Below are 11,622 nucleotides of genomic sequence, written 5' to 3'. Positions count from 1 at the left end.
AGGAGCTTCATCCAAGGACGAGAATCAATCCCAATCTACTGACGCAGGCACCTTGGGGTAGCCTCTAGCAGTGGGTCAGTATTGCGTGATCGCGGTGGGTCAGTTCGATGCAATCGCCAACACTGCGCGCAGGGGCAACACAGGTAACGGCGGCGATGGTGGACGAGGTGTACCGCACCAGCGAAAAGATGATTGCGCTTCACCAGCGAATTGATGCCTTTGTCAGAAAGGACTGGCGGGCACTGCAGCGATTTGACGATATCCCCTGGGACTACTTCCGTCAGCTTTGGAACCCTCCGTCACCAGACGATGATGAGCCAGATACCCAGGCGACAAGTGCAGCTCCAATGAATGCACCTCCGAAGACACCGCGTCACAGTGGCTCAACCAAGACGCCAAGGAAACCAAGGGCAACCAAGGCCAACCTGACTCCTGCGGAAACTCTGTCACCAGCGCATATCAAAGCCAAGCAGTTTCAAGATGACATGGTTCAACAGATCGCTCAAGCGGCGGGCGGCAACGCTTCGTGATCGGAATCAGCGTGTCAGCCTCACTTGCCTGTATCCCTGACTGGCGCACTGATGAAACCCTGTACTCTTGGGCTGCAGGGTTTCACGCCACATATGGAAATGGCTCGACGACCGACACGGCGCAGTTGTTGTTTGGCGCGAGACATGCCTGCAAAGAAAGAGATGCGCCCAACGACCTTCGGCACTTCGTCAAGACCACGCGAGGCGAATTGGGCGATGTCAGATCAGTGCTCCTCACAAGAACCCCTATCGGCCTGTTCGCTCCATTCTTGCCTGCACCACGCCAGCGGGTCCTCGCCGATCGCATCCAGGGGGGCGATGGCACTGGCTGGCGCCTGCTTTGCGGAATGCCCGCGAGTTGCCTTGGCGATCCGTTTGCTTTGCATTACTGCGAGGCATGTGTGGCCGAGGACGTGAACACTTGGGGCTGGCCGCGCTGGCGTTTGCCGCACCAACTGGTTGGTGCCTGGATTTGCCTCGACCACGGGTGCGTGCTGATGACGCTGCGCAGCACCGCTTGGCATTGGCACCTCCCCCCGGTTGGGCCATCTGGTTCAGGCGCGCCAGCCCTCGATCAGGCACAAGCCAGTGGCCTCAGGCGCATGGCCACACTTGCATTGAACCTCATCGGCACGGAGCAGCTGGACATTGGATCCGTTCGGCAAGCCGTACTGGTCGGCCTTCGAGATCACGGCGTCACAAGTTGGACCCATCCTCTGGACAAGTCGCAACTCGCCATCTGGTTTGCAAAATCACCCATTGCCGCATGGATGCGATCCTCCGGCGGTCCGTGGCAACGTCTAACCTGTGGCACCTGGGTACATGACCTACTGCGCAACCGTGTCGGCGACCATCCGCTCAAGTGGATGCTACTTTGGTCCACACTGTTTGCAGATGAAGATGAAGGAGCCAGCCTCCGGAGATTCCTAGACCCTGGCTCGGCTCCGCATTGGGACGCCAGTGGGCAAGGAACCATATGGGGCACCTCAAGTGCATCATTGCCACCCGACATCCAGCGTGTCATCACCGAAGCGGCAACGCTGAAAGATGCCGCCAAAAGCCTAGGCCTTACTGTTACTTCACTTCGAAGGCGATTGACGGAGCTAGGTACAAGCGCACGGGTCTTTCGACTAGGCACTAGCCTTGAGCACCGGAGGAGTCGAGCAATGGACGCCATCAGTGCCTACATCGCCGAACATCCGACGTGTTCAAGAGCGGACATACATCGTGAATGCAAAGCCGCAGTGTCATGGATACGTGCAAATGATCCTGAATTGTTTTCGCTTGCGGTAGAGTCAATCGATGATCAGCAGTCACGTCAATTGCAGCTGATACCAAATTGAGTCGTTCGACCTCACTGGTCGACCATAACTACTAGATCACGGGCTCGCACAATCGCGGCAATTGCGATCGAATCACTCTGGGTGAATCCGGCAGATACACCGATCGCAAATCGGTTGCCATGCCCCTGGATTGTCCGCGCCGACCGAAATTTGACATTTGACCGAGGTGAAGTCGGTGCCAATACCTAGCCCAATCAGTCCTTGATCAGCGCTTCAACGCGTTGCGCATTGATCATGTTCTGCCCTTTGAAAAACCCATCGGTGATGCGTTGGACTGGGTGTGGACGAATGTCTGCAGCGCCCCCCGAAGCTGCCGATCAGTGAAGTCGGGGTGTGCGACCAACTGCGCGCAAGACGCAGGCTGACTCAACGACAGCTTTCACAAGCTGCGAATTGGCGTCAGGGCACCGCTGGCGTCAGCGGGGAACGTGCCGGTGGGGGTCTGCTCCGTGCCCATAGCTGTCGCCCACCGCGCGTGATCGCGCACTCTAGATCACCGCTTTGCGTTCGAAGTCGCGAGCCGCCTTCACGATGGGTTTGGCCCAGTCTGGCGTGCGCTCAAGGTCCTCGAGGGCGCGGGGGAAACTGACAGCGCCGTCTTGTGCGTGCAGGACCAGGATCGGGCTCGATACTGGGGCTCCCGGCACCGCATCGGTGCTGTTATCGAAAACGCGCAACTCGCTCAACTTGGGCATCAAGTCGATGAGATTCAGCGGCGCGCGGGCCCAGCGCTCGCGGATCTTGGCCTCTGGAATGTCGTGTCCGCCAGCTACCACCCGGGCGGCCACACGGGCGATGTGCTTCTCCGGCGAGGCCAGACCGCAGAACCAGACCAGAACGTCGTGGGTCCGAGCGGCCGCGGCAATCTTTTGGGTCATCGTCGAGCCGCCCAGGGTCGTCTCGAAGGCGTGACTGAACCCCGCCGCAACGGCCCGGTCGATCAAGTTCACGCCGTGTTGCCACGCGCACGCATTGGCCTCGCCGGCGGACATACCGCCCTGAACGAGTATGCGGGTGTAGGTATCGGGGTTGAACCAGGTCAGCCCAGCCTTGCGCAGCATGATGTTGCCGCCGATGGAACTTTTGCCTGCGCCATTGACACCGGCCAGGACCAGCAGAACGGGCCGCCCCATCAGAAGCTCTGTCCTGCAATGACCTCGCCATGCAAGTCGAGCGGCAAACTAAAGGCCAGCCGCAGTCTGTCACCGGCATCTGGCTGCTTGAGCACCGCCAATTCCTCATCGAAGGCCCGCGTCAGTTGCTCCAACTTGCTCTGGTCATCACGTTGGACACGCGCAGCCAACTCGGTGAGCAAACTGTACTCACGCAAAGACAAGATCACGGCCTCGGGCCGTTCGTGGTTGGTCATCAACACCTTACCCGTGGCATCGACGGCATTCATCACACCACGCCAGCCCTCACGCTTGACGTCCGAGATGGGCTTGCGCTGCAAACGCGCAAACAGCTCCTCGCTTGCAGGCTGAATAGCAGTGGCCATGATCGGATCCCCCAAGGAAAGTCGCAGACTGACAGTATTATGGACCAAATACCCAATTTGTTTTGAAATAGCCTAAATTGGCCAATTTTGCTCCATGTGCCGCGGTACGGGCGACACCTTCGTCGGCCGGAGGGAGAGTGGCAGGTATGGGCAGGTTTCGCAGCCCTCACTCCGCGTCCGTATGACAGGTGCCAGCCGGAAAGCAGCAGGCTGGGGCATCTCCAGTTAGGAGTCCTTTGCCGGCCGAATCAACATCAACCGCAGTATTGATCTGCGGCTAATGTCGGGATTGCAGATAGGCGCATCGTTGTTGCCCCTCAACTCGATGGGAGACCATCATGGAATCAATAGCCAACGCCCCGCGTCGCGAGGCATGGAACAAGGGCAAGATCGTCGGCCAGAAAGCGCCATTCAAGATCAAAGACATTTGGGCACTCCGAGTCCGACTCCAAATTGAGAACCGAGTGCGCGAACTTGCGCTCTTCAACCTCGGCATCGATAGCAAGCTACGTGGCTGCGACCTTGTTTCGCTCAAGGTGCGTGATATCTGCCATGGCGACCTGGTGGCATCCCGTGCGGTGGTGATGCAGCATAAAACTCACCGCCCCGTTCAGTTCGAGATCACACCGGTGACACGCGACGCGGTTCAAAAGTGGATCAAGCAATCGGGGCTCAAGTCCGACGACTTCCTCTTCCCCAGTCGAATGCATGACTCGCCGCATCTTGGGACCCGCCAGTACGCCCGGATCCTTGAGGGCTGGGTGGAGGAGCTTGGACTTGACCCAGCCGATTACGGGACGCACTCCATGCGCCGAACCAAGGTCACGCTGATCTACAGGCGGACCAAAAACTTGCGAGCGGTTCAGCTTTTGCTTGGTCATGCCAAGTTGGAGTCGACCGTGCGATACCTAGGTATCGAGGTGGATGACGCGTTGGAAATCGCGGAGCAAACTGAAATCTGATCGCTGTGAATGCCGCTCGGCGCCTGCCCAAGAGAAGGACCTACCGGGCGGCAACTTTACGGCAGAGGCGTGAAGTGGAATATGCTTTCTGGAATGAACCTCAACGCCGTCATCGAACGTGATCTCGCCACCGGCTTGCTCGTTGGCAGTGTTCCCGGTAACCCCGGCGCGCACACCCAGGGCGAAAGCATCGAAAAGGTCCGGACCAGCCTGGCAGAAGTGAATGAGCTTTTGCTCGAGGAAGGTGCCCTTCAGCCGGAGAGCGAGTTCATCGCTACGACGATGCTTGCGGTGGCCTGAACTATGGGAGCAAAGCACACGATCAACGATTTGGCCATTTACGGGTGGCGACGGATGGCTAGCATCTTGGGCAGTCTAGTGCCCTACTCAGGTGTCGCCGGGTCGTTGTCGGCACCCCCATGGGCCAGCGCCTGACGCGCCAGCTCTTCTTCGCTGAGCTGGGGTGCATCCTGAAGCGCCGCCATTTCTTCCAGCATCTCGGGCGTTGCCTCAGCATTGCCCAGCAGCAGATCTTCGATGTTGGCGTGGGCGGCCTTTATCTCATCGTGATCGACTGGTGACGGATGCACCGGCGTCAGCGCCGGCAGCTTAACCGCAGCCAGCTCCAGTTGTTCATCGATCAGTTTGTTGAAACCGCCCTCTGGCGGCGTGTCCTTGTGTGTCATTGCAGTCTCCTTTGGATGCCCCATGTTCCGCCATTTGGGGTTCACGTGCCAGTGCGTGTCTATTGCGGGCCGCACGGTCGACGAGCAAACAAGGTTAGTTGGGCGGTGGGGGCATTGCTCTCCAACTTGCTCGGTCCGTACGGCAGCTTTCAGGTGCGGGCGAAAAATGGTAATTCCGCCCACGAATGGACGTTTGGCGACGGCCGGTCCGCAGTCGATCAGCTCAAGACCGAATGTAGTTCTCCAGGTGAGAGATCGTGGCCTCATGCTCGGCAATGATGAGTTCCATCAGGTCGCGGATCGAGATCATGCCCAACACGGTGTCGCCGTCGACCACCGGCAGGTGGCGGATGCGCATGTCCCTCATCAGAGACATGCATGCGTGTGTGCGTGTGCTCGGCGTGACGGTGATGACGTTGGTTGTCATGATCTCGGCGACCGTAGTGTCCTTGGAGCCGCGGCCTTGCAGCGCGATCTTGCGCGTGTAGTCGCGCTCGCTGAATATTCCCACGAGGCGGCCGCCTTCCATGACCATGAGCGCGCCCACGTCATAGCGAGCCAACAATTCCAGCGCTACGTACACCGAGTCTTCGCGGCGCAACTGCCACAAAGCACCATCGCGTTGCTTCAACAGTTCGGACACAGGTTTCATGAGCAGTTCCTCGAGGAATTAAAGCTTACAGACTAACCGAACTTTGGCGTCCGCGCAGGCTGCGAGCTGGACCGCGTCGGGCCTGTCTGACGGCTCCGGGCACCGAGTCGCAGAGGGGCCGGCGCCCTCGAAATGTCCCGGCCTGCGCCAGACCGACAGATCAAAAAAACGCTGCTTATGGAGACCTCTCCATAAGCAGCGGCTGCAGTCAATCGTGGTGGAGAGCCGGACACGCGGTGCCGGCCATAAAGCGGTCCCCGTCGAGTTCAAAGCACCTCTTGCCTTTAAACATCATGCGCTTTCTTCCTCGCTGAGAACCTTGCACATTGTCAAGGCACGCTCGAAGTCTAAGCCTGCAACCGCTTCCTCCAAATCCTGCAAGGGTCGGGTGTTGCCAAACAAAATCCGACTTTGCGTCAGCAGCACTTCCAAGTCTTGCATCGCCGCCATATCGGCGGACTCCAAATGAATCGCCAGAGCCCGCAGACCTGCGTGCCAATCCGTCAAATCGGGTGTGCCGCCCAGCTCGGCCGGACCCGGTGCAAGAAACTCCGCAGATCGAAGGGCCAGTTCCGCGTCGATGCTGGCCTGCAGACCCACTTGCAGGCCAGTCAAGCCGGGGGCGGCGGCAACGATGGCTGCGTTGATTTTGTTTGCCTACAGCAGCAGCGTCTCCGCTGTCGTGTCGCCAGCCATCAAGCGCTCCGCTTCAGCCGCCAGCGCGCTAAGCGGGCCGGCGCCCAAGGTGGCAGCCAAGCCCTTGAGCGTGTGCATCAGGCGCTCGGCATCCACCCGTTCACCGGCATTCAGGTGGCCAAGCAAAATCGCCGGCATCGCCGCGAGATCCTTGGTAAAGCTGCGCAGCATGCGCAGATAGACCTCTCGTTTGCCACCAATTCTTTGCAGCGCCGTGGCCAAATCCACAGCGGCGAGTCGGGCCAACTCACTTAACTCGGTTTCGATCGGCACGGCCGCTTCCTCGTAAGCCTGGTGCGTATCGACACGACGCCCCGACACCCGGCACTGCACCTTGATCAGATCGTTCAACTCGAAAGGCTTGCCGACATGGTCATTCATGCCGGCGGCGATACAGGCTTCACGGTCGGAGCTCATCGCATTGGCGGTCATTGCCACAATCGGCAGACTAGTCAGACCCAGCTCGGTGCGAATCCGCTGGGTCGCGCCGAAGCCATCCAGCACCGGCATTTGCAGGTCCATCAACACCACATCAAAGGGCTGCACCGAGGCGGCAGCCACTGCCTCAACACCTGCTTGTCCATCATTGGCGAGTTGCACGCTGGCTTCTACAACTCAAAACGCCGGCACAGCCACCTCGGCCAGCTGAGCCCCAAGGCGTTCGAACAGCTTCAAACTGGAAGCTGAGATTTGTCTACAAAAGCGGATGAAGTCCACAATTCGGCGTCGTTGCAATATTTGCCAAAGGCGGCGCCCTCTGAGCCTTTGAATTTGTCAACACCGCCTTTTCGCGCTCTGGCCGATTTGCGTGCCACCCCAAGCGACCGGCCCGCTTAGATTGAGGCGGGCAGCTGAGGCATTGCGCTCAGGGTGATCTGATCAAGTCCACCGCATCAATGGCATAACCGGGGCTCAGGAACCTTGTGCCTGCCGTGCCGCTGATGGGGAAGAGGGTGATGGTGTTTTGACCCACCACCAGTTCCGAGGCCGGAATGTCAAAGGTGTACATCGCGTTATTGCCGCGATAGGTCCCAATCGTCAGGCTGCGGCTTTTGGGCTGAGTGGAGGAGGCAGGGCTGCCTGAGGTCCACCCGTTGACCAGCACCCGGGGGCGTGCGCCGTTGTAGGCCGCAGTGATGCCCACGCGCAAGCGGTAGGGCAAGGCCTGGCCGCGCCGCAGATTGAACTTGATGTTGATATTGCCGTTGATGTCTTTCCACTGGTAGGCCGGGAAGCCGCTGCCGGCTTGCGAACTGCCGACGATGTAGTCGGGCACGACCCAACTGCTCATGCGCACATCCGACGGATGCATGGTGCTGAGTTTGTCGCCGTTGACGAACTCCAAAGGCGTGCCGTCCCAGTTCCCGATGCGCCAGAGCGCCGCGCTGCTGCTCGGGTCGGCCGTGATGGCCAGCGGGTTGAGCGCGTAACTGGTGTTGGCGGTCACGGTGACGCTGCGCGTGTCAACCGCCAGCTCGTTTTTGTACACCGTCATGGTGTAGACGCCGGGCAACATGCCCGATTTGCTGAAATGCCCGTCCACAGCATCGGCTGTCGTCCAGTACTGAGCTGCGGCATTGGCAAAACCGACGGTGTAGTTGTAGTTGCTGTCGCGCCCGCTCAGGCCAGCGACTGTCACGGCGCCCCGGTCTATGGGCGCCACATAGCCGATCAGGCCCATATCGGCGACCCAGCTCATATCGGGCAGCGACGGCGTGCTGCCATTGGTGAGCAGCAAGGCGTAGGGTCCGCTCAGACCCATGCGAAATGCCTCGGTCTGGTTATGCCCCGAGTTCATATAGTTGTAGAGCTCGGTATTGCCGCCGCTCTGGTTCTGGATGTCGCGGAAGAAGGGGCCGCCGGAGGCACGCTCGCGCTTGTCGTAAAGCATGAAGATGCCGACGCCCGCGCCGGTCACGCCGCGCACCGAGTAATCGATGGCGCGCTGATTGCCAAAGTACTTGGAGCGCGTGTGCCCCTGATTGGCGCCGCTGTTGGAGCCGAAAATATCCGAGCTTTCGATCGCGCCGGTCGTGCCGATCAAACTCGACTCGATCGGCACGCCGGTCAAGACGCTGGCATTCAGACGCGAAATCCAGCGGAATTCACCCACCGTGGGTTCGGCCGTGATGTGGGTCGCCATATAGATATTCGGGTCGCCATTTTTGACCATGTAGTAATGGGTCAAATTGCCATCGGCGCTGGCGACGCTGACGGTGACTTTGATGAAATTGGTATTGACGACGGCGGCGTCAATCGCGACGGCCGTGGTCCCGGTGCCGGGTTTTTGGTAGATCCAATCAAAGCCGCTGGCAATCTGCGAGCCGCGCGACGGGTCTTGGATTTCAATGCCATTGAACTTGAGGCTGGCAATATCGCCGGGCGAGGTGGTGGAGCCGCTGTCGATGCGGCGAATCTTGAAGACAGTGCCGGCGCCGGTGTCGATGGTGTGAAACGAGGCGTCGGAACTGAGGCCGAAGGCCGCATAGCTGTTGCTGGCGTTCAGCAAGGCGAGCAGCAGCAGGCTTGCCAAGCGAAATTTGGTGTTTGTCATTTGAGTCTCCGTTCAGCCGCTTTGGCTTATTTCGCCGATTTGCTTGATTTACGCAGTGTTGCCAACAAGCCTAGGCCGGCCAGCGCAGCCAAAACCGCAGAGCTTGGCTCCGGCACCGATGAGGCCCGCACGGAATCCAGCGCCGGCGCGCTGAACCTGGTGATGTTCGTGTTGTTGTCGCTCGAGAAGGCGTAGTAGCGCACTTCGTCGAAACCGGCCACATCGCTCAAACCAATCACGCCGCCGACGCCGGCCGCGCCCAGATTGAAGTTCCCCGAGCCGGTCTTTACCGAGTCATTGAAGGTCTGCCAGAAGCCGAAAATACTCAAATAGCCGGAATCGACCGCAAACTCGATCGCGGTCAGATCACGCAGTGTGGACTTGATGCTGATGTAGGCGCCGAGGCCGTCGGTGCCCATGTAGTTGCCGCTGAAGGCGGCGCTGAAGTTATCGCCCGGATTGGCTTCGCAGTCGACACCGGCGAAACCGCAGCCGCCGTTGTTGTCCGAGCCGACATAGCTGAACAAGAGGCCGCCCTCGCTGTATTGATTGGCCAGCAAGGTGTTGCCGTCAAAATTGGCCGCATATTGCGCCGGATAGTTGAGAGCCGAGCCGGCTCCAAATGTTTGAACGACGCCGGCCGCGGCCGACAGGCTGGCGGCCGACAAGGCCAGGGTGAGCAAGGCGGAAACAGTAGTTTTTTTCATGATGTTCTGGTGAGTGCAAATAGAAGAGGAGGGGTCACTGCGGGGTTTTGATCAGGTCGACCGCGTCATAAGCAATCCCTGGGCTGAGGAATTTGCTGCCGCTGGTGCCGCTGACCGGAGAAATGCTGATGACGTTTTCGCCCACCACCAATTCGCTGGCGGGGATATTGAATTGATATATTCGGTTGATGCCCCGGTAGGTGCCGACCGTCAGATTGCGCGAAACTTTCGGCGTGGCGGGCGGGATCACCGAGCTCCAGCCATTGACCTTGATCTGAGGCCGGGCGCCGCCCATTTCGGCGGTGGTGCCCACGCGCACCGTGTAAGGCAGGGTCTGGCCACGGCGCAGCGTGAACTTGATCTTGATGACGCCGTTGTAGTCCTTCCACTGGTAGGCGGCGAAGCCGGTCGCGGGGCTGGATTTGCCCACCACATAGTCCGGAACTATCCAGGGGCTCAGGCGCACATCGGACGGGTGCATGGTGGTCAGCTTGTCACCGTTGATGAACTCGTGCGGCGTGCCGTCCCAGCTGCCGATGCGCCACAGTGCGGCCGTCGTGTCGGGGTCGCCGGTGATGGCGATGGCGGGCAAAGCGGTGACCTGCTCGGCCGTCACGCTGATATTGCGCTGGTCGACAGCGATCTCGTTCTTGTAGATCGTCATCAGATAGTCGCCTGGCCGCATCCCCTCGCTGCGGAAACTTCCGTCGACGGGGTCGGCGTCGGCCCAGTATTGCGCCTGGGCATTGGCGAAACCGGCGGTGTAGCTTGCACTGGACGAGCGGCCGCTCAAGCCGGCCACAGCCACCGCGCCACGTTGCAGCGGGCCGGCGTAGCCGAGCAGATTGAGCTTGCTGAACCAACTGGTGTCGGGCGCGCTGGGCGTCTGGCCGTTGGTGAACATCAAGGTGTAGCTGTTCAGCAAATTGAAGCGGTAGGCTTCGGTCTGTGCTTCGCCGTAGTTGACGATATAGGTCAGCTCATTGGTGGTGGCGGTGATTTGGTTCAGCAGGCTGCGATAAAAAGGCCCGCCGGAATTGCCCTCGTTGTTATCGCGCATGATCCACAGGCCGACGTTATTGCCGGTGCCGCCGATATAGGACCAATCCTTCAGCCGCATATTCGAGTAATGCTTGGAGCGCGACTGGCCATAACGGGCGTCGGTGCTGGCGAAACCGAAGACATCGCTGGCCTCGATCGCGCCGCTGGTGCCGCGCAAATCATCGGGCCAATAGCCATCGGGACTCAGGCCGCCCGGCGTGCCGGCCGCCGTGCCATTTGGCAGTGCGGTTATCGGCACCCGCACGATATAGCGAACCAAATTGAGCGTATCGGGCTCGGCGGTGAAATGCGTGCCCATATAGATATGGGGCAAGCCCTGCTTGACCAGATAGTAATGAGTCAACACACCGCCGGCCAGATTGTCACTGGTCAGGGTGATCTTGACATAATCATTGCCACTGACCACGCCGCCGTTGGCGCTGCTCGCCGGCGTCGCATTGCCGGCGGCATCGACCAGCTCGGCTTTCACGCCGACTGCCGAGATTCCCTTGTACAGAAAATCGGCGCCGCTATTGAGCTGGGTGCCGCGGGTCTGATCGGTATATTGAATACCGTTATAAATCAGGCTGGAAATATCGCCGGCCGACTGTGTGCTGACTTTATTGTCATAACCGCGCACTTTGAACACCAGGCCCGCATTGGTGTCGACGGTGTACATCGGCTTGGCGGGGTCGCCACCGTCGTGGTTGGTGGTGATACTGAGCGCTGCAAGGGCGGCGCCCGACATACCCACAGACGCGGCCATGAGGCCCAGGCCCGACAGGTATGCCCGAAGTTTTAGGTGCTGCAATTTTGTCTCCGTGTTTTATTTAGTCGGCCCTGCAAAACCCCGCCAACCCCCATGGCTACTGACATCTCGGGGTGAATGCCAATGGCCAGAACTCCCAAAAAGATATTCAATCGCTATTGATTTTTGGGAGTTCTGGAGGGTA

Annotated in this window: 13 protein-coding genes and 1 pseudogene; 5 read left to right on the top strand and 9 right to left on the bottom strand. The window is 59.6% G+C overall.

Annotated features, from left to right (window positions below):
• Positions 1 to 107: 107 nt before the first annotated feature.
• From PRZ03_RS23600 to PRZ03_RS23595, 3 genes and pseudogenes are all read left to right on the top strand, one after another.
• Entirely contained in the window at positions 108 to 530 is a 423-nt protein-coding gene (locus PRZ03_RS23600) for a hypothetical protein (RefSeq protein WP_273602548.1), read from the top strand.
• A pseudogene (locus PRZ03_RS24150) lies at positions 527 to 1,015 on the top strand (TniQ family protein); the annotation flags it as partial. The gene PRZ03_RS23600 and the pseudogene PRZ03_RS24150, both read left to right, overlap by 4 nt.
• Before the next feature lie 681 nt (positions 1,016 to 1,696).
• Positions 1,697 to 1,873: a hypothetical protein gene (locus tag PRZ03_RS23595; protein ID WP_273602547.1), complete on the top strand. Its 177-nt coding sequence runs from the start codon at positions 1,697 to 1,699 to the stop codon at positions 1,871 to 1,873.
• A gap of 488 nt (positions 1,874 to 2,361) precedes the next feature.
• On the opposite strand, the gene PRZ03_RS23590 is transcribed toward PRZ03_RS23595, so the two are convergent.
• Positions 2,362 to 3,006 carry a hypothetical protein gene (locus PRZ03_RS23590; protein WP_273602546.1) on the bottom strand — a complete coding sequence of 215 codons (645 nt, stop codon included), beginning with the start codon at positions 3,004 to 3,006 and terminating at the stop codon, positions 2,362 to 2,364.
• Positions 3,006 to 3,371, bottom strand: a complete 366-nt coding sequence (locus PRZ03_RS23585) for a type II toxin-antitoxin system Phd/YefM family antitoxin (protein WP_273602545.1) — start codon at positions 3,369 to 3,371, stop codon at positions 3,006 to 3,008. Before PRZ03_RS23585 ends, PRZ03_RS23590 begins: the two co-directional genes overlap by 1 nt.
• A gap of 338 nt (positions 3,372 to 3,709) precedes the next feature.
• On the opposite strand from PRZ03_RS23585, the gene PRZ03_RS23580 reads away from it, so the two are divergent.
• On the top strand, positions 3,710 to 4,333 hold the full coding sequence (locus PRZ03_RS23580; protein ID WP_273602544.1) for a tyrosine-type recombinase/integrase: 624 nt from the start codon (positions 3,710 to 3,712) through the stop codon (positions 4,331 to 4,333).
• A 93-nt stretch (positions 4,334 to 4,426) separates the two neighbouring features.
• The gene (locus PRZ03_RS23575; protein WP_273602543.1) at positions 4,427 to 4,633 is read left to right on the top strand and encodes a type II toxin-antitoxin system HicB family antitoxin; all 207 of its coding nucleotides are present in this window, start codon (positions 4,427 to 4,429) and stop codon (positions 4,631 to 4,633) included.
• An 83-nt stretch (positions 4,634 to 4,716) separates the two neighbouring features.
• Here the strand turns inward: PRZ03_RS23575 and PRZ03_RS23570 are convergent, their stop codons facing one another.
• The 7 genes from PRZ03_RS23570 to PRZ03_RS23540 all read right to left on the bottom strand — a co-directional run bounded on the left by PRZ03_RS23570 (position 4,717) and on the right by PRZ03_RS23540 (position 11,435).
• Entirely contained in the window at positions 4,717 to 5,019 is a 303-nt protein-coding gene (locus PRZ03_RS23570; RefSeq protein WP_273602542.1) for a hypothetical protein, read from the bottom strand.
• A 223-nt stretch (positions 5,020 to 5,242) separates the two neighbouring features.
• Positions 5,243 to 5,671: a CBS domain-containing protein gene (locus PRZ03_RS23565; RefSeq protein ID WP_273602541.1), complete on the bottom strand. Its 429-nt coding sequence runs from the start codon at positions 5,669 to 5,671 to the stop codon at positions 5,243 to 5,245.
• Positions 5,672 to 5,962: 291 nt separating this feature from the next.
• The gene (locus tag PRZ03_RS23560; RefSeq protein WP_273602540.1) at positions 5,963 to 6,286 is read right to left on the bottom strand and encodes a hypothetical protein; all 324 of its coding nucleotides are present in this window, start codon (positions 6,284 to 6,286) and stop codon (positions 5,963 to 5,965) included.
• Between the two features lie 42 nt (positions 6,287 to 6,328).
• A complete protein-coding gene (locus PRZ03_RS24010; protein WP_273602539.1) occupies positions 6,329 to 6,967 on the bottom strand; it encodes a response regulator in 639 nt (212 codons plus the stop codon).
• Positions 6,968 to 7,232: 265 nt separating this feature from the next.
• Positions 7,233 to 8,921 (bottom strand): rhamnogalacturonan lyase B N-terminal domain-containing protein, encoded by a 1,689-nt coding sequence (locus PRZ03_RS23550; protein WP_273602538.1) that lies wholly within the window; start codon positions 8,919 to 8,921, stop codon positions 7,233 to 7,235.
• A gap of 26 nt (positions 8,922 to 8,947) precedes the next feature.
• Positions 8,948 to 9,628 carry a hypothetical protein gene (locus PRZ03_RS23545; RefSeq protein ID WP_273602537.1) on the bottom strand — a complete coding sequence of 227 codons (681 nt, stop codon included), beginning with the start codon at positions 9,626 to 9,628 and terminating at the stop codon, positions 8,948 to 8,950.
• Between the two features lie 34 nt (positions 9,629 to 9,662).
• Positions 9,663 to 11,435, bottom strand: a complete 1,773-nt coding sequence (locus PRZ03_RS23540; RefSeq protein WP_273602536.1) for a rhamnogalacturonan lyase B N-terminal domain-containing protein — start codon at positions 11,433 to 11,435, stop codon at positions 9,663 to 9,665.
• Between the last annotated feature and the right edge of the window lie 187 nt (positions 11,436 to 11,622).

It is taken from the genome of Roseateles albus (assembly GCF_028595345.1).
Taxonomy (GTDB): Bacteria; Pseudomonadota; Gammaproteobacteria; order Burkholderiales; family Burkholderiaceae_C; genus Paucibacter_A; species Paucibacter_A albus.
Note: the sequence above shows the minus strand (reverse complement) of the source record. Positions and strands in the feature narration are given on the sequence as shown.